Raw genomic sequence first — 22,106 nt, forward strand, 5'->3', positions numbered from 1 at the left:
GTCGCTCAGTACAAAGGTCCCAGACGACATCTGGGGGGCGGCGGCATGGGCGAGGGCCGAGGGGTCGGCAGGCGGGCCGTGTTCGCGGGCGGGGTGGCCGGCGCCGTGACGCTGGGGGCCGTGCGGTTCGCGGCGGCGGCCGGCGGGGTGCGCGCGGAGACGGTCCGGGGCACGCTGCCCGCCGGGGCGCCGGACTTCGTGTACGTGCCGGTCGAGATCCCGTCCGGCGTGCGCGAGGTGCGGGTCGCCTACTCCTACGACCGGCCCGCCGTCCCGGCCGGCACCGCAGGCAACGCGCTCGACATCGGCCTCTTCGACGAGCGCGGCACCGCGCTGGGCGGCCGGGGCTTCCGGGGCTGGTCGGGCGGGGCGCGCACGGAGTTCTTCGTCCGCGCCGACGACGCCACCCCGGGGTACGTGCCGGGGCCGGTGCGGGCCGGCACCTGGCACATCGCGCTGGGCCCCTACACGGTGGCGCCGCGGGGACTGCCGTACGAGATCACCGTGACGCTGGCGTTCGGGGAGCCCGGCGAGGCCGTGCGGCCGGTGTACCCGCCGGAGCGGGCGAAGGGGCGGGGGCGGGCCTGGTACCGGGGCGACTGCCATCTGCACTCGTGGTTCTCCGACGGCCGCCGCACCCCCGGGGAGATCGCGGCGCTGGCGCGGGCGGCGGGCCTGGACTTCATCAACTCCTCCGAGCACAACACCCATGCCGCGCACGCCCACTGGGCGGAGGCGGCCGGGGACGACCTGCTGGTGATGGTCGGGGAGGAGGTGACGACCCGCAACGGGCACGTCGTCGCCGTCGGGACCGATCCCGGGACCTTCGTGGACTGGCGGTACCGGGCCCGGGAGAACCGGTTCGGGCGGTTCGCCCGGCAGATCCGGCGGGCCGGCGGGCTGGTCGTCCCGGCCCATCCGCACGCCACCTGCCTCGGCTGCGCCTGGAAGTTCGGGTTCGGCGAGGCGGACGCCGTCGAGGTGTGGAACGGGCCCTGGACGCCCGACGACGAGGTGGCGCTCGCCGACTGGGACGGCATGCTCGCCGCGTCCGCGCGGGAGGGGCGGGGCTGGCTCCCGGCGATGGGCGGCAGCGACGCGCACCGCGACCCGGACGTGGTCGGGCTGCCGCAGACCGTGGTGCTCGCGGACGACCTGAGCCGGACCGCGGTCCAGGAGGGCCTGCGGGCCGGGCGGTCCTACGTCGCCGAGTCGTCGCGGATCGCGCTGGGCTTCGGCGCCTCGGGCGGGCGCGGGGAGCACGCCGGGATCGGGGAGCGGCTGCGGGTGGACCCGCAGACGCCGGTCACGGTGCGGCTGGCGGTGACGGGGGCCCCGGGCCGCGCCGTCCGGTTCGTCACCGACCAGGGGGTGGTGCACACGAGCGGTCCGCTTCCGGAGTCCGGCGAGGGCACCGTGGAGTGGCGGACGACGGCCGCCCGCGCGGCGTACGTACGGGCCGAGGTGCGGCACGGGGCGGCGGCGGGGGCACCGCTGCCGGGGGCGCTCGCGGCGTTCACCAATCCGGTGTTCCTGGGGCGGGAGTAGGGCGGGCCCGCAGGGGTCAGGGCACATCCACGCTCCTGGTCAGCGCCTCGTTGGCGTCGGTCTCGGCCCGTGTCCGCTCCAGGCGGGCGCGGGCGCCGGCGAGGGCGTCCGAGCCGAGCAGGAACCGCAGCGGCGGTTCGTCCGCGTCGACGACGGCGGCGACCGCGGCGGCGGCGCGGACCGGATCGCCGGGCTGGCGGCCCGAGGCGGCCAGCGTGGCGGCCCGGCGGCGGCCGGCGGTCGGCTCGTAGTCCGCGATCCGCGCCGGGGACTGCCGCATCGAGGTCCCGGCCCACTCGGCGGGCGACCGGACCGCCGGCGCCCCGGCGCGTGCCGTGCGGCCGGGGGTGCTGGCGCTGCTGGAGCGGTGGGCCGACCTGCCGGCCTTCGTCGTCGGTCCCGACCGGGACGTGCTGGCCGGCACGCCCCTCGCGGCCCGGGTCAACCCGGCGTGGAGCCCGGGGCACAACCTGGTCGGGTTCACGTTCCTCGACCCGCGCGCCCGGCAGGTCTACCCCGACTGGGAGGACATCGCCCGGCAGGCCGTGTCGGGCCTGCGCGCCACCGCGGCGGCGCGGCCCGCCGCCGGACTCGACGCGTTCGTGGCACGCCTGCGCGAGCGCAGCGGGACGTTCCGCGCCCTGTGGGACTCCCACGACGTGGCCGACCGGGTGGCGGGCGGGAAACGGATCGCGGTCGAGGGCGTCGGCGTACTCCGGCTCGACTACGAGACCTTCGCCCTCGCCGGACCCGAGGGGCAGGTGCTGTACGTGTACTTCCCGCGGCCCGGCGGCGAGGACGACGCGGCGCTGCGGCGCCTCGCGGCCGGCCTCGGATGATCAGTCCGCCTTCTCCCACGGGGTGACGCCGAGCCTGCCGGTGGTGCCGAGGTCGAGGTGCGGGGTCACCGTCACCGGGGTGGCGCCCTCCTTCGCGCGGACCCGGACGTAGGGGGCGTTCACCGCCGTGCCCGAGCCGGTGGTGTTCCGCCAGGCCAGGGTGGCGGTCGCCGACTCGCCGGGGGCGAGGGTGACGGGGCGGGGCGGTCCGCCGAGGCCGGTGGTGATCTCGTCGGTGCCGTGGAGGACGGTGACGCCCTCGACGGGGTCGTGGCCGGCGTCCAGGAGTTCCAGCAGGGGGTAGCCGTCGACGGCGTAGGCGCGCGGGCCGCAGTTGTCGAGGTGCAGGCCCACCACGCGCAGCCCCATGGCCGCGTCGCCCTCGTCGGAGCTGATCCGGACGCCGGAGGCGGGGCAGGGGCCGGCGGTGGCCGGGGCCTCGGCGGCGGGGACCTCCGTCACCCGGAGCACCTCGGCGTCCGTGACGCGGGGCGCGGTGGGCGGGAGTTCACCGGCGCGGACCGTGCCGCGCACGGTGCTGCCGGGGCCGACGTCCCGGACGGTGACGGTCCGGTCGGTGACCGCGCCGCCGCCGGCGTCGACGAACGCGATGACAGCGGTGTAGGTCAGGGTCTCGGGGCCGTCGTTGACGACCTCGTAGGCGGCGCTGATCCCCGAGTCCGTGGGGAGGACCAGGGGGTCGGCGTGGACCCGGTGGCCGGGGCGGGGGGACGGGGTGGGCGAGGGCGCCGGCACGGTCAGCGAGGTGACGCGGACACCCTCCTTGCCCGGGTCGTCCACCGGGGAGGCGGACGGGGACGGCGGCGCGGACGGGGACGGGTGCTCCGCTCCGCAGGCCGTGAGCAGCAGGGCGGTCGCGGCGAGGGCCGTCAGGAACGGGGCGGGGGCGCGCATCGGGCCATCCCATCAGGGGCCGGGGACCTCGGATGTGACGGAAGCCACACCTCCGGTCACAGGGGTGTCACAGCCCCCGGGGGCCCTCCAGGTCCGCGACGACCGCGTAGTGGTCCGAGGGCCACACCCCGTCCACGGGGCCGTCGCCCGCGCGGTGGGCCGAGCGGACCCGGCCGAGTCCCCCGGGTCCGGGCGGGCCGGTGCGGATGAAGTCGATCCGCCGGGCGGGGGCGTCGCCGGTCACGTACGGGTTGGCGGGGTCCCAGGTGGCGGACGGCGCGGCCGGGTCGGCGGCGTCCCAGGCGTCCCGGTAGCCGCGCTCGGCGAGGAGGCGGATCTCGTCCGTGCCGGGTCCGGCGTTGAAGTCGCCGGTGAGCACGGGCGGGAACGCGGCGCGGCCGTGCCGGGCGACGAAGGCGGTGACGGCGGCGACCTGGGCACGGCGCACCTCCGTGGCGTGCGGCGCGGAGGTCAGGTGCGCGGTGCAGAACGGGACCGGGTGGCCGGGGGCGTCCAGGCGGGCGTGCAGGGCGACCCGGCCGTCATCCAGCTCCTCGGGGGCGGGCAGGCGCAGCACCGCCTGCTCCAGGACGGGCCAGCGGCTGAGGACGGCGTTGCCGATGACGGCGGCGGCCGGCCGGGGGGCCGTGTGCGTGGGGGCGCCGGAACGGGCGGGGACGCCGGTGTCCGCCTGGGCGCCGGAACGGGCGGGGACGCCGGTGTCCGCCTGGGCGCCGGGACGCACGGGGACACCCGCACCCGCCTGGGCGCCGGGACGGGCGGAGGCGCCTCTCTCCGCGGGGACGCCGGTGTGCCCGGAGACGCCCGTACCCGCCCGGACGCCCGCGCCGCCCGCTCCCGCCCGGACGCCCGTCCCGGCCGCGCCCCCCGGCAGCCGCCGCTGCCACCGCTCCGGGGCGCCGTAGGCCGCCCATGCCCAGTGCAGGCCCAGTTCGCCGGCGAGCCACTCGGCGAGGTTGCCGCCGCCGTCGGCCGCCCAGACCTCCTGGAGGCCCACCACGTCGGGCCGCAGCTCCCGCAGGACGGCGAGGACCGCCTTCTGCCGTTCCGCCCAGGGGCCGAACCGCCACCACAGATTCCAGGTCACGACCCGCACGCCCGCATCACCCGTCTCTCGCCCGTCCCCGTCTTCCCCGCAAGGCTTTCCGGTGAACATGACCACCGGGCAACGCCCCGGGGACCGGCGGCCCCCCGGGTCCCCGAGGCCGGGCAACCGCTTGGGGAGGTCGTGTGAGAGCCCTGTGCCGTGCCGCGACGGGCCTGTGATCGGCGTCTCCCAAGGCTGACGGGGCCGGTGCGGACAGGGCAGACTGACGGGGTTGCTCGGGATGCTGAGGGGGACTGGATGGACGGTGTGCCGCGACCGCCGGGGCAGCGGCGGTCTGACTCCCCGCCGGACTCTCCGCCGGACATCGCGACGGGCTACGCGACGGAGTCCCCGGCGGGCCCCGCCGCCCCGCTCGCGCCGCGGTTCGGCGTGCTCGGACCCGTGCGCGCCTGGCGCGGCGCGGAACCGCTGCCCACCGGCTCCCCGCAGCAACGCGCCGTGCTGGCCGCCCTGTTGCTGCGCGAGGGCCGCACCGCCACCGCCGCCGAGCTGATCGACGCCCTGTGGGGCGAGGAGCCGCCGCCCCGGGCGCTGGCGGCGCTGCGGACGTACGCCTCCCGGCTGCGCAAGGCCCTCGGCCCCGGCGTGCTGGTCACCGAGTCCGGCGGGTACGCCGTACGCGGGCTGCCCGACGGGGCGCTGGACCTCTCCGTCGCCCAGGACCTGGCCGGCGCGGCGGAGAAGGCGCGCGGCGCCGGAGACCTGGGCCGGGCGCGGGAGTTGCTCCGCGAGGCACTGGCCCGGTGGGACGGCGAGGCGCTGGCCGGCGTACCCGGCCCGTACGCGCAGGGGCAGCGGACCCGGCTGGAGGAGTGGCGGCTGCACCTGCTGGAGACCCGGCTCGACCTGGATCTGGAACAGGGCTGCCACGCCGAGGCGGTCTCCGAGCTGACCGCGCTCACCGCCGCGCACCCGTTGCGCGAACGGCTGCGCGAGCTGCTGATGCTGGCGCTGTACCGCGGCGGACGGCAGGCCGAGGCGCTCGCGGTGTACGCCGACACCCGCCGGCTGCTCGGCGAGGAGCTGGGCGTCGACCCGCGCCCCGCACTCCAGGAGCTGCAACGGCGGGTGCTGCGCGCCGACCCGGAGCTGGCCGAGCCGTCCGGACCCGTCGAGCGGACCGCGCCGGCGCCGGTCCGGCCCGCCCAACTGCCGCCGACCGTGCCCGACTTCACCGGCCGTGCCGCCCTGGTGCGGGAGCTGAGCGACGTACTGGCGGCGGCGTCCGGGGAGGGCGGGCCGGTGATGGCGCTGTCCGCCGTCGCCGGGATCGGCGGCGTCGGCAAGACCACCCTCGCGGTGCACGTCGCGCACCGGGCCCGCGCCGCGTTCCCCGACGGCCAGCTCCACGTCGACCTCCAGGGCGCCGGGTCCCGGCCCGCCGACCCGGAGACGGTGCTGGGCTCGCTGCTGCGGGCGCTGGGGATGGCCGACTCGGCGATCCCCGACTCGCTCCAGGACCGGGCGGCGCTGTACCGGTCGCTGCTGGACGGCCGCCGGGTGCTGGTGCTGCTGGACAACGCGCGGGACGCGGCCCAGGTGCGGCCGCTGCTGCCGGGCACGGCGGGCTGCGCGACGCTGGTGACCTCCCGGACGCGGATGGTGGACCTGGCCGGGGCGCACCTGGTCGACCTCGACGTGATGGCGCCGGACGAGGCGCTGGCGCTGTTCACCCGGATCGTCGGCGAGGAGCGGGTGGCCGCGGAACGGGAGGCCGCGCTCGACGTGGCCGCGGCGTGCGGCTTCCTGCCGCTGGCGATCCGCATCGCCGCGTCCCGGCTCGCGGCCCGCCGCACCTGGACCGTGTCGGTGCTGGCGGCCAAGCTCGCGGACGAGCGGCGGCGGCTGGACGAACTGCGGGCCGGCGACCTCGCCGTGAAGGCCACCTTCGAGCTGGGCTACGGGCAGCTCGAACCGGCCCAGGCGCGGGCGTTCCGGCTGCTGGGCCTGCCGGACGGGCCGGACATCTCGCTGGCGGCAGCGGCGGCGGTCCTCGACCTGCCCGTGCCGGAGACCGAGGACCTGCTGGAGTCCCTCGTCGACACCTCGCTCCTGGAGTCGGCCGCGCCGGGCCGCTACCGGTACCACGACCTGGTCCGGCTCTACGCGCGTGCATGCGCCGAACGCGACGAACAGCCGCCGGGTGAACGGGAGTCGGCCCTCTCCCGGCTGCTGGACTTCTGCCTGGCGACGGCGGCCGGCGTCTACGCCGTCGAGCGCCCCGGCGACCGGCTGGTGGACCACCTCGCGCCGACCGCGTACCCGGGCCTGGTCTTCGCCGACCGGCACGCCGCCCAGGACTGGCTGTACGCCGAGGCGCACGTCCTGCTCGCCTGTGTGCAGCAGAGCGCGCGGGGCGCCACGCTGGCCCGTGCCGTGGACCTGCTGTGGGCGGCGAAGGACCTGGCCGAGTCCGGCGCCAACGCCCGGCAGTACGAGGTCGCCGCACGGGCCCTGCGGGACGCGGCCGAGCGGGCGGGCGACCCGGGGGTGCTCAGCCGGGCGCTGACCACGCTGACCAACGTCCACCTGGTGGCCGGCCGGTTCCAGGAGGCGGACGAGCAGGCCCGGCTGGCCCTGGAGCTGGCGGCGTCCGCCGCCGACCCGGCGCCCCTGTGCTGGGCCGCCAACGACCGGGGCATCAGCGCGATATACCAGGGGCGCAACGCCGAGGCCGAGGTGTATCTGCGGCAGGCCATCGAGAACTTCCGGCAGGACGAGAACCTCGCCGGCGAGGCCAGCGCGCTGTGCAACCTCTCCCGCAGTCACCTGGCGATGGGCCGCACCACCAGCGCGGTGGAGCTGGCCCGGCAGGGCACCGCCCTCTACGACCGGCTGGGCCACACCCTGCGCGGCGCCAACGGGCGGTACGCGCTGGGACTGGCGCTGACCGGGCAGGGCCGGCTGGACGCGGCCGTCGAGCGGCTGACCGAGGCGCTGGAGGTCTTCCGCGACAGCCGGCAGCGGCTCTGGGAGGGCATGACCCTCTTCCGGCTCGCGGAGGCGCGGCTGGCGGGCGGGGACGCGGGCGGGGCCGCCGCGCTGGCGGAGCAGGCGCTCGCCGCGCTGCGCGAGATCGGCGGCGAGTGGCGGCGCGCCAACGTGCTGACTGTGCTGGGGCGCGCGCTGGAGGCGCTCGGCCAGAACGGACGGGCCCGCGCCTGCTGGCAGGAGGCGCTCACCGCGTTCGAGCGGCTCGGCTCGCCGGAGGCCGCCGACGTACGGCGGCTGCTCGATCCGTCCGTCGCCGCCTGAGCGGTGGGGCGGCGTTCGTTCATCGTTCGTTTATCGCCACGCGTCACCCTCGGTCTGTCGGTCCGTCGCGTCGGGGGGCAGACGGATCAGCGGTGATCACCGCCGCTAGGGTGTACGACCCTGACACGCCCGTCCGGCGGCCTCTCGGGGGAGCCGCCGGACGGGCTTTCACCATCGACACACAGGAGTTCAGGTCATGGCGGACGCCCAGCAGGACCCGGTGGTCAAGCCGCTCGACAACCACGTCACGGATGTCGACGACACGGCCGTCACCACGCTCGACAACCACGTCACGGACGGGCTGACCGCCGCGCCGGCCGCCAAGGCGGCCGACGGGACGGCGAAGCCGCTCGACAACCACGTGACCGGCGAGCAGGTCTGACGACCCGCACCACACCGCGGTACAGCGGCAACACCGCAGTACGGCAGTACAGCACCGCACCGCACGACAGCGGCACCGCACCGCGCACGGCTGCGGCACCGCGCGGGGAACCGGCCGCGGCGGCACCGAGGGGGAGCCGCCGCGGCCGTCGTACGTCCCGGCAGGACCCGGGTACACGGTCCGGACCCGCCGGGCCGCCCGGTCAGCTGGTCCGGGCCGTGCCCGTCCCCTTCTCCGCGTCCAGCGCGTACACGCACCGGTCCTTGCTGCACGCGTAGACGATGCCGTCCCGGACCACCGGGGTGCCGGTGATCTCGCCGCCGGTCGCCAGCTTCCAGCGCAGCCGGCCGTCGTCGGCCTTGAGGGTGTACAGCAGGTGGTCGGTGGAGCCGAAGTGGATGCGGCCCTCGGCCACCGCGGGCGCCCCGACGATGTCGCCGCCCGCCTGGAACCGCCACTTGGGCGTGCCGGTGACGGCGTCCAGCGTGTAGAGCCCCTTGCCGCTGCCGACGTGGACGTGGCCCGCGGCGACCAGGACGGGTTCCACGGAGGCGCGGGCCTCGGTGGCGATCCGCCAGCGGTCGCGGCCGTCGGCGGCGTCCAGGGCGTAGACCGTGCCGAGGTAGTCGGCCAGGTAGACACCGCCGCCGGTGACGGCGGGGCCGGGCACGAAGACCGGCGGGGAGAGGAAGACCGCCGGCGCCTCGAAGTGCCAGCGGACGTGGCCGGTCGCCACGTCCAGCGCGAGGACGCGGGTCCCGGCGCAGACGTACACGCAGCCGTCCGGCGCGGGCGCCACCCGCACCGGCACCCCGCCGCAGGAGGCGGCGTCGCCGACCGGGTACGACCAGCGCTCGTCGCCGCCGCGGGCGTCCAGGGCGCGCAGCCGGGCGTCCTGCCAGACGTAGACCGTGCCGTCGTGGAGGGCGGGGCCCGCCTCGGGCGACTCGAAGTCGGTCTGGCAGCCGGTGGTCTCCCACAGCTTCCGTCCGGTGGCCGCCTCCCACGCCTGGACGCCGCCGCCGCGGGTGCCGGTGACGACGGTGCCCCGCTCGGCCCTGAGCGAGTACACCCAGGCGTCCGTCTGGAGCCGCCAGAGGTCGGCGCCCTCCCGGGCGTCGAGGGCGTACAGGGTGGGCCCGTCGGAGGCGTGCACCCGGCCGTCCGCGACCGCCATCGACCAGGCGACGTCCCGGGTCTTGAAGCGGCGGCGGCCGGTGCCGACGTCCAAGGCGTGCACCTCGAAGGAGGTGACGTAGACCAGGTCGCCGGCGACGGCGGGGGTGCCCCAGACGTCGTTGGACATCCGGAACCGCCAGGGCCGCCAGCCGGAGGCCGCCGGGTCGGGCGGCGCGGCCGGGGCCGGGGGCGCGGCGGGGGCGACCGGTTCGGCGCCGCCCGCGCCGGGGCGGGGCCGGGTCCAGGAGCCGGACAGGGCGGCCTCGGCGGGCGGTGCCTTCACCACGGCGGCGCGGGTGTCGGCGACCCGGGGGCCGGGGCCGATGGGCACCGGCGCGCCGGCCAGCCGGACCGGGCCGGGGTCGGGGACGCCTGCGGGCACCGGCGGGGCGGTGGCGGGCGGCGCGGGGAAGACGGGGTCGTGCGCGGGCGGGGGCGGCACGGCCGGGGCCGGGACGCGGGCGGCGGGGGCGGGGCGGGCGGCGGTGGCCGCGGGCCGGGGCGCGGGACGGCCGCCCCGGCGGGACTCGATCAGGCTCACCGCCCGCTCGGGCAGCCACGCCGACGCCGTACCGCTGTCGTCGGAGCCGGAGCCGAACAGGTGTGGGGCGAGCTGGGCCTGGAGGTCGGCGGGGCTGGGCCGGCCGTGCGCCTCCATCTGCATGCAGGACTCGATGAGCGGGCGCAGTTCCTCGGGCAGCCCGTCCAGGTCGGGACCCTCGCGCAGCAGCATGAAGACCGTCTCGACCGGGTTGGCGCCGTGGAAGGGGGCGTGGCCGGTGGCGGCGAAGACCAGGGTGGAGCCGAGGGAGAAGACATCGCTGGCGCCGGTGACGCTGCGCGAGTCCTTGGCCTGCTCCGGGGACATGTAGGCGGGGGTGCCGACGGCGACGTTGGTCATGGTCAGCCGGGTGTTGGAGACGCCGGAGGCGATGCCGAAGTCGATCACCCGGGGGCCGTCCTCGACGACGAGGACGTTGGACGGCTTGAGGTCGCGGTGGACCAGTCCGGCGCCGTGGATGGACTGGAGCGCCTCGGCGACGCCCGCCGCCAGCCAGCGCACCGCCTGGGCCGGCAGCGGCCCGCACTCGTTCACTATCTCTTCCAGCGAGGGCGCGGGGACGTACGCGGTGGCCAGCCACGGCACGGCCGCGCGCGGGTCGGCGTCGACCACGGCCGCCGTGTAGAAGCCGGAGACCGCGCGGGCCGCCTCGACCTCACGGGTGAAGCGGACCCGGAAGAGCTGGTCCTCGGCCAGTTCCGTCCGCACGGTCTTGATCGCCACGCGCCGCCCCGACGCCGAGCGCGCCAGATAGACCAGCCCCATGCCGCCGGCGCCGAGCCGCCCCAGCACCTCGAACGGCCCGATCCGCCGCGGATCGTGCTGCGTCAGCTGATCCACCACTTGCCTGCCACCTCCCCGTACGAGCCGCGCCACCCACATATGTACGCGACCGGTGTGCAGCGTCTCACCACCACACCGCCGCGGCGGCACGCACCCCGATTGTTCCTGTCCGAAGCCTCGGTGGCGAACCCGCGGCCAATCGGGGAGTCTCACGGCATTCCCGGGCAAATGACACGGCCGGTTCAGCGTTGCAGCAGCGCGAACGAGGCTCCCTGGTCGTCGGTGACCACCGCGACCCCGCCGTAGGACGTCTCGAAGGGCGGAACCTGGACCCGGCCGCCGAGCCGGACCACCTGCCCCAGGGCCGCCTCGCAGTCGCCGACGAGGAAGTGGACGAGGAAGTGCGGCGGCATCTCGGCGGGGAAGACGCCGGTCAGCGGGGCCCGGCCGAAGTCGGGTTCGGCGCCGGGTCCGAAGAGGGCGTCGTGGAAGAGACCGCCGTAGAAGAGGTCGGCGGCCTCGGTGTCCCGGGTGTACAGCTCGGCCCAGGTGAAGGTGCCCGGCTCGTGCCGCCTGCCGAAGCCGGCGTGGCTGCCGCGCTGCCAGAGCGCGAAGACGGCGCCCTGCGGGTCGGCGGCCAGGGCGGTGGTGCCGAGGGCGCCGTCCGGGTGGGGCGGGGTGATGAGCCGGCCGCCGTCCGCCTCGATCCGCCGGGCCAGGGCGGTGGCGTCGGCGGTGGCGAAGTACACCGTCCACACGGTGGGCATCCGGCCGTCCGTCTTGCGGGCCAGCCCGGCGACGGGCGCGCCGCCCAGCCGGGCCCGGACGGGGCGGCCATCCCGCCCGTCCTCGAACTCCCACCCGAACAGCCCGCCGTAGAAACGCTTGCCGGCCGCCACGTCGGGCAGCTGGGCGTCGACCCAGCAAGGGGTGCCCTCGGTGTACTCCCCGGCGTGCTCCCCGCCGGACGCGGATGCCCTGTTTTCGGCCATGCCGCCAACGTAACCGCGTCGCGCGCACCGCGCAGACCAGGGACACCAGCCTCCGGGCGTCCCCGCACCCCATTTGCAGTCGGCCGAATCGCGCCCTGATCACCCCTCGGTAAGCTGACGGGCATGACAGGACAAGTGCGTACCGTCGACGGGCGGGTGGCCGGCCGGCGAGGGCAGGCGACCCGGCAGAAGCTGCTCGACTGCCTCAGCGAGATGCTCAGCTCCTCCCCGTACCGCGACGTCAAGGTCATCGATGTCGCCCGCCGGGCGGGCACCTCGCCCGCGACCTTCTACCAGTACTTCCCGGACGTCGAGGGCGCCGTCCTGGAGATCGCCGAGCAAACGGCCGCCGAGGGCGCCGCGTTGACCGCCCTGGTCCAGAACCGCTCGTGGGCGGGCCGGGCCGGCTGGCAGGCGGCGCAGGAACTCGTCGACGGTTTCCTGGAGTTCTGGCGGAAGAACGACGCCATCCTGCGCGTCGTGGACCTCGGTGCCGCCGAGGGCGACAAGCGGTTCAACAAGATCCGCTCCAAGATCCTCAACTCGGTGACCGGTTCCCTGGCGGACTCCGTCGCCGAGTTGCAGTCCAAGGGCAGGGTCGACAAGGACGTGCACCCGGCCGCGATCGCCGCGTCCCTGGTCGCGATGCTCTCGGCGGTCGCCTCGCACCAGAAGGGCACCACCGCCTGGGGCGTGAAGCAGGCCGACCTCAAGCCGAACCTGGCGCTCCTGGTCCACCTGGGCATCACCGGCAAGAAGCCGACGAAGTAGGCCGCACGCGTCGCTCGTCCTGTCGCCCTGTCGTCCCTGTCGTCCCTGTCGTTCTGTCGTTCCTGTCGTCCCTGTCGTTCCTGTTGTTCTGTTGTTCCTGTCAGGCGGGCGGCGGTCCACTACGGTGGGCCGCCGCCCCGTCGCTTCCCCCTCCCCGTCGCCGACCGGAGAACCGGAGACACGTCATGGCCCTGACCCACGCGGAGCGCGAACAGTTCCTGGCCGAGCCGCACATCGCCGCCCTGGCCGTCGACGCGGGTGCCGGACGCGCCCCGCTGGCCGTGCCCATCTGGTACCAGTACGCGCCCGGCGAAGAGGTGTGGATCATGACCGGCGCGGCCTCCCGCAAGTACGCGCTGATCGAGGCGGCCGGCCGCTTCTCCCTGCTCGTCGACCGGGTGGAGCCGACGATCCGGTACGTCTCGGTGGAGGGCCCGGTCACCGGAACGCTCCCCGCCACCCGGGAGCGGCTGACCGAGCTGGCGGCGCGCTACCTGCCCGCGGAGAAGGTCGCCGGCTATGTCGCGTTCGCCTGGGAGAACCACGGTGAACAGCTCATCGTCCGGATGCGCCCCGAACGCTGGGTCTCCTCCGACCTCGGGACGGTGTGAATGGAGCCGGACCTGGACGCGCTGCTCAGGTCGCTGCGGGTCTGGGACCCCGCCGTCACCGACCTGCCGCCCTTCGACCCGGCCACCGCCCCGGCCGAGCCGCTCCCCCTCTTCACCCGGTGGTTCGCGGAGGCGGTCGCGGCCGGCGAGCCCGAGCCGCACACCATGTCCCTCGCGACGGCGGACCCGGCGGGCGCCCCCGACGCACGGATCGTGATGCTGCACGGCGCGGACGCCGACGGCTGGTCCTTCGCCACGCACTCCGGCAGCCGCAAGGGCACCCAGCTCGCCGCCCGCCCGTACGCCGCCCTCGTCTTCTACTGGCCGCGCCTCGGCCGCCAGGTCCGCGTCCGCGGGCCGGTCACCACGGCGCCGCCCGCCGAGGCCCAGGCCGACCTGCACGCCCGCTCCACCGGCGCCCTGGCCGCCGCGCTCACCGGCCGCCAGAGCGAGCCCCTGCCCTCCCTGACGACCCTCGCCGACGCCTCCGCAACAGCCTGGGCGCAGGCCCGGCGCGCCCCGGACACCCCGGCCCCCACCTGGACCCTCTACCGCCTCCTCCCCCACGAGGCCGAGTTCTTCCAGGGCCACCCCCGCCGCCGCCACGTCCGCCTCACCTACCGGCGGACGGGGGAGGACGGGGGGTGGGAGCGGGGGTTGCTGTGGCCGTGAGGGGCCGTCGACCTGCCGGGGACCGTGGTTCCGCCCGGCCGGACCTCCGAGGCCGGCCCGGCGCCGCACGCCGGCCAGTGCCTCCGCCCAGGGATACGCCTTCGGGTCCCCCTGCTGAGGAGGGTGCGCCCGGGTCCCGTCCGCGCCGTCGAGGACCAGGACACCCTGATCCCGCAGGGCGGCGATCGACCGGCCGACCGCGGGCCGCGCGCCCTGCGCCCGGTTGAGGTACGGCGTCGCCACGACGGGTACGCGCGGGACAGACCGGCCAGTGCCTCGTGGCCGGCCGTCGCGGCGGTTGGCCGCCCGCCACCGACGGGCGCCGCGTGCGCGGCCCGCTCCGCGCCCACGACGAGGACGGGCAGTTCCCGGGCCGATGTGCCGGAGTGGCACGCCTGGAACGCCGTGCAGCAGTACACGAGCCGGTTCCGCAGGGTGGCCGGCGCGGGCGGCTCACCGTCACCGTCCACCACGTGGAGGGCGTCTGCCACGGCGAGGGCCCCAGTGGCCGAGCCCCGAGCAGTGGCTGTTGTCCGCGCACCCGTCACCCGGCCTCGCACGGGCGGAACGGCGGGAGCACGGCGTAACCGTGCTGCCCCTGAGCGGCTGGTCTCCGCCGCCCGCGTTCCCGGACGTCTCGTCCAGGCCGCCACCGCGAGCACCGATCCGCACGGCGTCGACACCGCCCTCACCGAGGCGTTCGGCGGTGGCCCGGTCGTCTGTGACGTCCGTGGCCCCCGCTAGGGCCTGTCGTTCGGATCACGCCGCAGACGCGGGGTCTGGCACGCGCATCTGCGGCGTTGTCGTCGGTTGTCAACGCTCCGCGTTGCCGCCCTCCTCCGCCTTGCAGCTGCACGCACCAGACCCCGCTCACCGGCATGGACAAGTCCCGCCGATGTCCTGCGTCCTGATCCGAACGACAGGCCCTCCTACGCCCTCGTACCGGCGAGCGTGCCGCGAACATGGCGGGACGCGGTGGCGGACCGGCGCTGCGGAGAGGTCGTCCGCCTCGGGAAAGGCACCTGCCTCGGGGTACCGCGACTGGGACGCCGTGGACTGCCCTCGCCTCGGCTCGGAGTCGTACGGGTCCCTCCCGCCGGAAACGGCGGGCACCCTGTGCCGGCCTCTCGCCGTCGCCCGGCTGATCTCCTGCGGCATGAGTCTGCTGCGCGGCGAAGCCTGAGGAGGTTCTTCCAGGGGCCACCCGCGAACGTCTCTCACCCCTGCGGCCAGGCCGTGCTGCGGCTGGCGTCCCACTTTCCGTGACGGCCTCCCCGGCGGGCCCCCGCCGGCGCGGACATCCCGTCCGTCGCCAGGCGGGCGTGCAGGTGGGCGTCACGGAAGGTGTCGCGGCTGTCCTCTTCCCACATCGCGCCGCGCAGCGTGCCCTCCAGACGGAAGCCGCAGCGTTCGGCGACCCGGCAGGAGGCGTCGTGGCCGAGGGCGTGCGCCAGTTCCAGCCGGTACAGGCCCAGCTCCGCGAAGGCGTGGTCGGCGGCGAGCAGCAGGGCGCGGGTGGCGACGCCCCGGCCGCGGGCCTCGGGGAGCACCCAGTAGCCGACGCGGGCCAGCCGCAGGGGCCGGTTGATCTCACCCAGGCCGATGTGGCCCAGGGTCGCCCCGGTCTCCTCGTCCGTGATCCGGAAGGACCGGGAGACACCCTCCGCCTGCTGCCGTGCGCGGACGCGCAGGGACTCGCGGGCGCCGTCGAGGTCGGTCACCGGTCTCAGCGGGGTGTTCCAGCGCCGGAAGCCAGGGTCCCGATGACCCCGGAGCCAGGCTTCGGCGTCGGCCGCGGAATCCGGGTTCCAGGAGTGCAGGCGCAGGCCGTGGCCGCGGGGGGCCGCGACGGGTTGTTCGTTCGTTCGGGGCATGCCGTCATTCCACACCCGGCCCCGCCACGCGGTCATCCGGGATGTCTGTACGCGCCACGCGGTCACGCCCGTGGTGCCCTGTGCGGCAACCGTGAAGCTGTGCGTCTCCCGTGAATCCGGCAGATTGTTGGCAATCTTGTCGGCACATGTTCTACGTTCACAGACGCAAGCCCGTCAGGGACCCAGGAGGGCGTCAACGTGAAACACAGGGCAGTCAGGCGCAGGAGCGTCGTCATCGGGATCGGCGCCACCGCGGGCGTCGCGGCGGCCGGCGGCATCGCGCTCACCGCGCGGGCGGAGAACGAGAAGGGCGGCGCCACCGCGTCCGGCGCCCTGGTCTTCGACAAGGACGCCTCCACCACGCTGACGACGACCGTCACGGACGCCGCCGGCGACGAGCACGAGGTGACGTACCGCTTCTGGAAGGCGGTCACCTATGTCGCCAAGCCGGTCGACGAGAAGTACCAGAGCCTGAACATCAGCCTCCCCGTGACAATCGACGGCAAGGCCGTGGACGCGACCGGCGCCCCGATCCTGTTCGCGAACTCGGTCGGCGGCTACCTGCCCGCGTCGGTCGCCGAGGCCACCGGCGTGGGCGGCGGCGGCATGGGCGGCGGCGGGACCGCGCCGGGCGGCGCCCCCAGCGCCTCGGCCGCCCCCTCCGCGTCCGCCACCTCCGGCACCGAGTCCGGCAGCTCCGCCCAGCTCGCCGGCGGCAGGACGGTCAGCCTGCCGCAGCTCGGCCTGGCCGCCGGGTACGTCGTCGTGGAGCCGGGCGCGCGCGGCCGCACCCTGAAGAACAGCGCGGGCGAGTACTACGGCACCGCGCCCGCCGCGATCGTCGACCTGAAGGCCGCCGTCCGCTACCTGCGCGCCAACAAGGGCCGCGTCCCCGGTGACACGGACCGCATCTTCTCCACCGGTACCAGCGCCGGCGGCGCCCTCTCCGCACTGCTCGGCGCGTCCGGCGACAGCCCGCTCTACGACGCGTACCTGGAGGAGATCGGCGCCGCCGACGCCTCCGACGCGGTCTTCGCGACCGGCGCCTGGTGCCCGATCACCGACCTGGAGCACGCCGACGGCGCCTACGAGTGGAACTGGGGCACCAACAAGCTCAGCACCGGCGCGCAGGCCGACCAGACCGTCTCCAGGGAACTGAAGTCGCAGTTCGCCGAGTACCAGGCGGGCCTGAAGCTGCGCGGCCTCGGCGGCTTCGGCACGCTCAACGCCCGCAACTACGACGACTACCTGCTGAAGACGTACCTGTGGCCGTCGGCCACCAGGTACCTCGCCGCCCTCTCGGACGCCGACCGCGCGACGTACCTGGCCAAGCACACCTTCATCACCTGGGACGGCGAGAAGGCCACCTTCACCTGGGCCGGCTTCCTCACCCACGTCGGCGCCCGGAAGAAGGACGCCCCCGCCTTCGACCTCTTCGCCTTCCCCACCGACTCCTCCGACACGATGTCCGGCGACATCAACAACGAGTTCGGCGCGGGCACCGAGCAGTACCGCCACTTCACCCTCCACAGCCTGCGCGAGGACAAGGGGAGCAGCGCCCGCCTGGCGAGCGACATCCCGGAGAAGCTGCGGCTGATGAACCCGATGTACCACTTGGTCGACCGGGTCAACCCCGGCCGCAGCAGGCACTGGTGGATCAGGCTCGGCAGCGCGGACTCCGACACCTCGCTCACCGTCTCCGCCAACCTGGCCGCCGCCGCCCACCAGTTGGGCGACGACGTCAGCCACCGCTACTACTGGGACGCCGGGCACGGGGCCAACGAGGACGCCGGCGACTTCATCGAGTGGGTCGCGAAGACGGCCGGTCACAAGTCGGCCTAGCCGGTCCCGCGGGCGGCGGGCGGTGATTACGCTCGCCGCATGGCCGACTCCCCCGACCTCACCGATTCCCCAGCGCGGCGCCCGGTCTACGTCATCGGCGGCGGACCGGGCGGGCTCGCCGCCGCGTACGCCCTGCGCGCCCGGGGCGTGCGCGCCGTCGTGCTGGAGCGGTCCGACCAGGTCGGCGCGTCCTGGCGCCGCCACTACGACCGGTTGCGACTGCACACCACCCGACGTCTGTCGTCCCTGCCGGGCCTGCCGATGCCGCGCCGGTTCGGGCGCTGGCCGGCCCGGGACGACGTCGTGCGCTACCTGGAGAAGTACGCCGAGCACCACCGTCTGGAGGTGGTCACGGGCGTCGAGGTGCACCGCGTCGAGCCCGCCCCCGACGGCGACGGCTGGCTGCTGCGCGCCTCCGGGGGCCGCGAACTGACCGGCGCCGCCGTGGTGGTGGCCACCGGCTACAACCACACCCCCCGGGTCCCGGACTGGCCCGGCCGGGACAGCTACACCGGAACGTTCCTGCACGCCTGCGAGTACCGCTCCGCCGCGCCCCACGCGGGCCGGGACGTCCTCGTCGTTGGGGTCGGCAACACCGGTGCCGAGATAGCCGTCGACCTGGTCGAGGGCGGTGCCGCGCGGGTCCGGCTGGCGGTGCGCACCCCGCCGCACCTGGTGCGCCGCTCGACCGCCGGGTGGGCCGCCCAGTACACGGCGGTCCTGGTCCGCCGGCTGCCCGTGCGGCTCGTCGACCGGCTGGCCCGGCCGCTGGCCCGGGTGAGCGTCCCCGACCTGTCGGCGCGGGGCCTGCCCCGCCCGGACACCGGCCTGTACAGCCGGGTGCGGCAGGGGGCCGTCCCGGTGCAGGACGTCGGTCTGATCGACGCGGTGCGCCGGGGCCGGGTGGAGGTGGTCGCCGCCGTGGAGGGCTTCGAGGGCGGCAAGGTGGTCCTCGCGGACGGCGACCGCGTCGCCCCGGACACGGTGATCGCCGCCACCGGGTACGAGCGCGGCCTGACCGGGCTCGTCGGCCACCTGGGCGTGCTGGACGCGCGCGGCCGTCCGGTCGTCCGGGGTGCCCGCACCCCGAAGGACGCCCCCGGCCTGTACTTCACCGGCTTCACCAACCCCATCAGCGGGATGCTCCGGGAACTCGCCCGCGACGCGGTGCGCATCGCGCGCGCGGTCGACCGCCGTCAGGGCAGCCGGGCCGCCCGGCTGCCCTGATCCCGGGTCAGGACCAGCAGGTCGCCGGCGTCGGGGTCGCCCAGGAGGACGAAGAGTTCGGGGGCGTCCTCGGTGCCGCCGATGGTCCAGTACGTGTCCTGGTCGCAGGAGCCGGACGCGCCGGGGCGGACCAGGACGCCGGCCCGCTCCTCGCCGTAGGGGCCGTCCCGGCGCAGGGACCAGGTGCCGGCGCCGGCGCAGACGGGGATCGACCGGTCGGTGCGGTCGGTGACCTTCATCGGCAGCCGGACCGGCTCGGCCCCGCCGTCCGCGTCGAGCCGCAGCACGGCGCCGTCCCCGCTTCGCCAGACCCCGGTGACCTGGGCGGCGGAGAGCACCGGAGGCTCGTACTCCGGGACCAGCCCGGACCGGGCGGCCAGCGCGAGACCGCCGAAGGCCCCGGCGAACAGCAGGAACCCGCCGGCCCCGGCCCGGAACCACACCCCCCAGCATCCCCAGCCCGGCAGGTCGGACTCCGTACGGCGGCCCCGGCGGGCGTACCCCGCGGCCAGCGCCGGCGCCGCGCCGAGCAGCGCGCACGACAGGGCCGTACTCCAGAAGCCCGACCCCGCCGCCCAGGCCACCGGGACCGCCCACACCGCGCCGAGCAGCGCCACCGCGGCCAGGTGCCGGGCCCACGCGGGGCCGGGCAGCCGGCGGGCCGGTGCCGTACGGGCGAGGACGGCGGCCGGCGCGATGTGCAGCAGCGTGTGCAGCAGGCCGAGGACCGGCAGGTACAGCGGGGCGAACAGCAGCAGGCAGATGAGGCCGAACGCACCGCCGTACCCGATGCCGTAGTCGTCCTGGACGCTCCGCGTCAGCACCCACCAGGCCAGCCACGCGGCCGGCCACTGCGCCGCGCTGCACGCGGCGGCCGTCCGCGTCTCCTCGTACGTCCAGGCCGAGCGAATCCGCCGGACCGTGTCCCCCCACGTCACGGGGGAAGCGTACGGCCGGCCCGTCAGAGCGCCGGCACCGGGCGCCGCCTGATCACCAGGGCCATCAGCGCCGCCGCCGCGCACAGCGCCCCGGAGGCGTACCAGACGACGTCGTAGGAACCGAAGACGTCGCGGGCGACGCCGCCGAGGAAGGCGACCAGCGCGGCGCCGACCTGGTGGGAGGCGAGGACCCAGCCGAAGACGATCGCGCTGTCGTCGCCGAACCGCTCGCGGCACAGGGCGAGGGTGGGCGGGACGGTGGCGACCCAGTCGAGGCCGTAGAAGACGATGAAGAAGACCATCGGCGGGCGCACGGCCGGCGCGAGGAGCATGGGGAGGAAGAGGAGGGAGACGCCGCGCAGGGCGTAGTAGACGGCGAGCAGGCGGCGCGGCTCGAAGCGGTCGGTGAACCAGCCGGAGGCGATCGTGCCGACCACGTCGAAGACGCCGATGACGGCGAGCAGCGAGGCGGCGGCGGTGACCGGCATGCCGTGGTCGTGCGCGGCGGGCACGAAGTGCGTCTGGACCAGGCCGTTGGTGGAGGCGCCGCAGATCGCGAAGGTGCCGGCCAGCAGCCAGAAGGTACCGGTGCGCGCGGCGGTGGCGAGGACGTCCAGGGTGCGCCGCGCGGCGCCGGTGACGGGGGCGGGCCCGGGGACGAACTCCGTGGCGCCGTACGGCTTCTGTCCGAGGTCGGCCGGGTGGTCGTGGAGCAGCAGCCAGACGAAGGGGACGACCGCGAGGGCGGCGAGCGCGACGGTGACGGCGGCCGGGCGCCAGTCGTACCTCTCCACGATCCAGGACACCAGCGGCAGGAAGATCAGCTGGCCGGAGGCGGAGGCGGCGGTGAGGATGCCGCTGACCAGGCCGCGCCGGGTGGCGAACCAGCGGTTGGTGACGGTCGCCGCGAAGGCGAGGGCCATCGAGCCCGAGCCGAGGCCGACCAGCAGGCCCCAGCAGAGCATCAGCTGCCACGCCGACTGCATCCAGACGGTCAGCCCGGAGCCGAGCGCGATCAGGGTGAGGGCGGCGGCGACCACCCGCCGGATGCCGAAGCGGTCCATCAGGGCGGCGGCGAAGGGCGCGGTGAGGCCGTAGAGCGCGAGGTTGACGGAGACGGCGGCGCCGATCGTGCCGCGCGACCAGCCGAACTCCGCGTGCAGCGGGTCGATGAGGATGCCGGGCACGGCGCGGAAGGCGGCGGCGCCGATGATCGTCACGAAGGTGACGGCGGCGACGAACCAGGCGCGGTGCACCCGGCGCCGGGGCTGCCGGACGGGCCGGGCGGCGGCCGCCGTTTCGCTTGTCTGGGTCACGTCATGGAGCTTGTGTCACCGGGCCGGTCCGCAGCGAGTGGCCCGGAGGACATGGTTCGCTAGGATCGGGCCATGCCGTCCGACCGGGAACCCCGCCCGCACCGCGTCGTCGTCCTCGCCCTGGACGGTCTGATCCCGTTCGAGCTGGGCATCCCGCAGCGCATCTTCGGCATGGCCCGGGACGCCGGGCGCCGTCCGCTCTACGAGGTCGTCACCTGCTCGGTCCGGCCGCCCGGCCCGGTCGCCACCGACGCCGACTTCGCGGTCCTGGTGGAGCACGGCCCACAGGCGCTGGCCACCGCCGACACGGTCGTCGTGCCCGCCTCCTACGAGCTGGGTCCCGTGCACGAGGAGGGCGTGCTGACCCCGGAGCTCGCCGCGGCCCTGGCCCTGGTCCGGCCCGGCACCCGGCTGGTCGCCATCTGCACCGGCGGCTACGTGCTCGCCGCCGCCGGACTGCTCGACGGCCGTCCGGCGACCACCCACTGGGCCTCGGCCGAGCACTTCCAGCGGCTCTTCCCCCGGGTCCGGGTCGACGCGGACGTGCTCTTCGTGGACGACGGCGACGTGCTGACCTCGGCGGGGGTCGCGGCCGGCATCGACCTGTGCCTGCACCTGGTCCGCCGGGACCACGGCGCGGCCGTCGCGAGCGACGTGGCCCGGCGCACGGTGGTGCCGCCGTACCGGGACGGCGGTCAGGCCCAGTTCATCGAGCGGCCGGTGCCCGACCCGCAGCAGGCGTCCACCACCGGCGCCCGCGCCTGGGCGCTCGACCGCCTCCACGAGCCCCTCCGATTGCGGGACCTGGCGGAACGGGAGGCCATGTCGGTACGGACCTTCACCCGGCGGTTCCGCGAGGAGGTCGGGATCAGCCCCGGCCAGTGGCTGACCCTGCAGCGGGTGGAACGGGCCCGGCACCTGCTGGAGTCCACCGACCTCTCCGTGGACCAGGTGGCCCGGCAGGCGGGGTTCGGCACGGCCCAGTCGATGCGCCAGCACCTACAGGCGACGCTCGGGGTCGCCCCCACCGCGTACCGGCGGGCCTTCCGCAGCGGGCCGGCCGGGGCGCCGCGCGGCGCCGTCGCCACCGGCTGAGCGGGCGGCCCGCCGGACCTCGCCCCACCAGCCGACGAGGGCGAGGGCGAGGGTCAGCGCGACGCCGGCCAGGATGGCGGTGGAGGGGGCGGCCACGCCGAGCAGCAGCCCGGCGAGGCCGCCGGTCACCGCGTAGCCCGCGCCCGCGGCGGCGTACATCACCGAGTACCCGGCGC

Annotated in this window: 18 protein-coding genes and 1 pseudogene; 10 read left to right on the forward strand and 9 right to left on the reverse strand. The window is 75.9% G+C overall.

The window, feature by feature from the left end:
• The first annotated feature begins 45 nt into the window (after positions 1-45).
• A complete protein-coding gene (locus tag Sdagh_RS06945; RefSeq protein WP_189414537.1) occupies positions 46-1,548 on the forward strand; it encodes a CehA/McbA family metallohydrolase in 1,503 nt (500 codons plus the stop codon).
• Positions 1,549-1,564: 16 nt separating this feature from the next.
• On the opposite strand, the gene Sdagh_RS06950 is transcribed toward Sdagh_RS06945, so the two are convergent.
• Positions 1,565-1,828 carry a Rossmann-fold NAD(P)-binding domain-containing protein gene (locus Sdagh_RS06950; protein WP_226534769.1) on the reverse strand — a complete coding sequence of 88 codons (264 nt, stop codon included), beginning with the start codon at positions 1,826-1,828 and terminating at the stop codon, positions 1,565-1,567.
• Between the two features lie 55 nt (positions 1,829-1,883).
• Between Sdagh_RS06950 and Sdagh_RS06955 the strand changes: the two genes are divergently transcribed.
• On the forward strand, positions 1,884-2,387 hold the full coding sequence (locus Sdagh_RS06955) for an MmyB family transcriptional regulator (RefSeq protein ID WP_226534770.1): 504 nt from the start codon (positions 1,884-1,886) through the stop codon (positions 2,385-2,387).
• Here the strand turns inward: Sdagh_RS06955 and Sdagh_RS06960 are convergent, their stop codons facing one another.
• Together Sdagh_RS06960 and Sdagh_RS06965 are read right to left on the reverse strand one after the other, a co-directional pair.
• Positions 2,388-3,302, reverse strand: coding sequence for a DUF4232 domain-containing protein (locus Sdagh_RS06960; protein ID WP_189414536.1), 915 nt, complete (start codon positions 3,300-3,302; stop codon positions 2,388-2,390).
• 67 nt (positions 3,303-3,369) lie between these two features.
• Positions 3,370-4,479 (reverse strand): endonuclease/exonuclease/phosphatase family protein, encoded by a 1,110-nt coding sequence (locus Sdagh_RS06965; RefSeq protein ID WP_443732403.1) that lies wholly within the window; start codon positions 4,477-4,479, stop codon positions 3,370-3,372.
• Between the two features lie 189 nt (positions 4,480-4,668).
• On the opposite strand from Sdagh_RS06965, the gene afsR reads away from it, so the two are divergent.
• Both afsR and Sdagh_RS06975 read left to right on the forward strand, forming a co-directional pair.
• Complete coding sequence (gene afsR / locus Sdagh_RS06970) at positions 4,669-7,686, forward strand: SARP-family global regulator AfsR (RefSeq protein WP_190076624.1); 3,018 nt, start codon at positions 4,669-4,671, stop codon at positions 7,684-7,686.
• Positions 7,687-7,882: 196 nt separating this feature from the next.
• Complete coding sequence (locus Sdagh_RS06975) at positions 7,883-8,068, forward strand: hypothetical protein (RefSeq protein WP_189414533.1); 186 nt, start codon at positions 7,883-7,885, stop codon at positions 8,066-8,068.
• A gap of 202 nt (positions 8,069-8,270) precedes the next feature.
• On the opposite strand, the gene afsK is transcribed toward Sdagh_RS06975, so the two are convergent.
• Complete coding sequence (afsK, locus tag Sdagh_RS06980) at positions 8,271-10,652, reverse strand: protein serine/threonine kinase AfsK (RefSeq protein WP_189414532.1); 2,382 nt, start codon at positions 10,650-10,652, stop codon at positions 8,271-8,273.
• 182 nt (positions 10,653-10,834) lie between these two features.
• Positions 10,835-11,584 (reverse strand): AfsK-binding protein KbpA, encoded by a 750-nt coding sequence (gene kbpA / locus Sdagh_RS06985; protein WP_189414531.1) that lies wholly within the window; start codon positions 11,582-11,584, stop codon positions 10,835-10,837.
• 123 nt (positions 11,585-11,707) lie between these two features.
• Here kbpA and Sdagh_RS06990 point away from each other — a divergent pair, with 123 nt between their 5' ends.
• The 3 genes from Sdagh_RS06990 (at position 11,708) to Sdagh_RS07000 (ending at position 13,638) form a co-directional block, all read left to right on the forward strand.
• Positions 11,708-12,355 carry a TetR family transcriptional regulator gene (locus Sdagh_RS06990; RefSeq protein ID WP_189414530.1) on the forward strand — a complete coding sequence of 216 codons (648 nt, stop codon included), beginning with the start codon at positions 11,708-11,710 and terminating at the stop codon, positions 12,353-12,355.
• 185 nt (positions 12,356-12,540) lie between these two features.
• Positions 12,541-12,966 carry a pyridoxamine 5'-phosphate oxidase family protein gene (locus tag Sdagh_RS06995; protein WP_189414529.1) on the forward strand — a complete coding sequence of 142 codons (426 nt, stop codon included), beginning with the start codon at positions 12,541-12,543 and terminating at the stop codon, positions 12,964-12,966.
• Complete coding sequence (locus tag Sdagh_RS07000; protein WP_189414528.1) at positions 12,967-13,638, forward strand: pyridoxine/pyridoxamine 5'-phosphate oxidase; 672 nt, start codon at positions 12,967-12,969, stop codon at positions 13,636-13,638. It begins immediately after the preceding gene.
• A gap of 1,217 nt (positions 13,639-14,855) precedes the next feature.
• On the opposite strand, the gene Sdagh_RS07005 is transcribed toward Sdagh_RS07000, so the two are convergent.
• Positions 14,856-15,512: a GNAT family N-acetyltransferase gene (locus tag Sdagh_RS07005; RefSeq protein WP_190008979.1), complete on the reverse strand. Its 657-nt coding sequence runs from the start codon at positions 15,510-15,512 to the stop codon at positions 14,856-14,858.
• A 198-nt stretch (positions 15,513-15,710) separates the two neighbouring features.
• Between Sdagh_RS07005 and Sdagh_RS07010 the strand changes: the two genes are divergently transcribed.
• Together Sdagh_RS07010 and Sdagh_RS07015 are read left to right on the forward strand one after the other, a co-directional pair.
• Positions 15,711-17,354, forward strand: a complete 1,644-nt coding sequence (locus Sdagh_RS07010) for a subtype B tannase (RefSeq protein WP_226534772.1) — start codon at positions 15,711-15,713, stop codon at positions 17,352-17,354.
• 39 nt (positions 17,355-17,393) lie between these two features.
• Positions 17,394-18,581: a flavin-containing monooxygenase gene (locus Sdagh_RS07015; protein ID WP_189414525.1), complete on the forward strand. Its 1,188-nt coding sequence runs from the start codon at positions 17,394-17,396 to the stop codon at positions 18,579-18,581.
• Here Sdagh_RS07015 and Sdagh_RS07020 read toward each other — a convergent pair.
• On the reverse strand, positions 18,551-19,519 hold the full coding sequence (locus tag Sdagh_RS07020) for a hypothetical protein (protein WP_226534774.1): 969 nt from the start codon (positions 19,517-19,519) through the stop codon (positions 18,551-18,553). The two genes, Sdagh_RS07015 and Sdagh_RS07020, sit on opposite strands and share 31 nt — an antisense overlap.
• A gap of 23 nt (positions 19,520-19,542) precedes the next feature.
• On the reverse strand, positions 19,543-20,835 hold the full coding sequence (locus Sdagh_RS07025) for an MFS transporter (protein WP_190076625.1): 1,293 nt from the start codon (positions 20,833-20,835) through the stop codon (positions 19,543-19,545).
• 72 nt (positions 20,836-20,907) lie between these two features.
• Between Sdagh_RS07025 and Sdagh_RS07030 the strand changes: the two genes are divergently transcribed.
• Positions 20,908-21,930, forward strand: coding sequence for a GlxA family transcriptional regulator (locus Sdagh_RS07030; RefSeq protein ID WP_190076626.1), 1,023 nt, complete (start codon positions 20,908-20,910; stop codon positions 21,928-21,930).
• Here Sdagh_RS07030 and Sdagh_RS07035 read toward each other — a convergent pair.
• Positions 21,835-22,106, reverse strand: a pseudogene (locus tag Sdagh_RS07035) (MFS transporter); the annotation flags it as partial. The gene Sdagh_RS07030 and the pseudogene Sdagh_RS07035 overlap by 96 nt on opposite strands.

The organism is Streptomyces daghestanicus, assembly GCF_020521275.1.
Taxonomy (GTDB): Bacteria; Actinomycetota; Actinomycetes; order Streptomycetales; family Streptomycetaceae; genus Streptomyces; species Streptomyces griseoviridis.

Bases quoted from the DNA above. Each gene is read 5' to 3' on its own strand.
- Sdagh_RS06975 (WP_189414533.1), top strand. From the start codon at position 7,883: ATGGCGGACGCCCAGCAGGACCCGGTGGTCAAGCCGCTCGACAACCAC.
- Sdagh_RS06945 (WP_189414537.1), top strand. From the start codon at position 46: ATGGGCGAGGGCCGAGGGGTCGGCAGGCGGGCCGTGTTCGCGGGCGGG.
- Sdagh_RS06950 (WP_226534769.1), bottom strand. From the start codon at position 1,828: ATGCGGCAGTCCCCGGCGCGGATCGCGGACTACGAGCCGACCGCCGGC.
- Sdagh_RS06990 (WP_189414530.1), top strand. From the start codon at position 11,708: ATGACAGGACAAGTGCGTACCGTCGACGGGCGGGTGGCCGGCCGGCGA.
- Sdagh_RS07030 (WP_190076626.1), top strand. From the start codon at position 20,908: ATGCCGTCCGACCGGGAACCCCGCCCGCACCGCGTCGTCGTCCTCGCC.
- Sdagh_RS06995 (WP_189414529.1), top strand. From the start codon at position 12,541: ATGGCCCTGACCCACGCGGAGCGCGAACAGTTCCTGGCCGAGCCGCAC.
- Sdagh_RS06960 (WP_189414536.1), bottom strand. From the start codon at position 3,302: ATGCGCGCCCCCGCCCCGTTCCTGACGGCCCTCGCCGCGACCGCCCTG.
- Sdagh_RS06965 (WP_443732403.1), bottom strand. From the start codon at position 4,479: ATGTTCACCGGAAAGCCTTGCGGGGAAGACGGGGACGGGCGAGAGACG.
- kbpA (WP_189414531.1), bottom strand. From the start codon at position 11,584: ATGGCCGAAAACAGGGCATCCGCGTCCGGCGGGGAGCACGCCGGGGAG.
- afsR (WP_190076624.1), top strand. From the start codon at position 4,669: ATGGACGGTGTGCCGCGACCGCCGGGGCAGCGGCGGTCTGACTCCCCG.
- Sdagh_RS07015 (WP_189414525.1), top strand. From the start codon at position 17,394: ATGGCCGACTCCCCCGACCTCACCGATTCCCCAGCGCGGCGCCCGGTC.
- Sdagh_RS07000 (WP_189414528.1), top strand. From the start codon at position 12,967: ATGGAGCCGGACCTGGACGCGCTGCTCAGGTCGCTGCGGGTCTGGGAC.
- Sdagh_RS07005 (WP_190008979.1), bottom strand. From the start codon at position 15,512: ATGCCCCGAACGAACGAACAACCCGTCGCGGCCCCCCGCGGCCACGGC.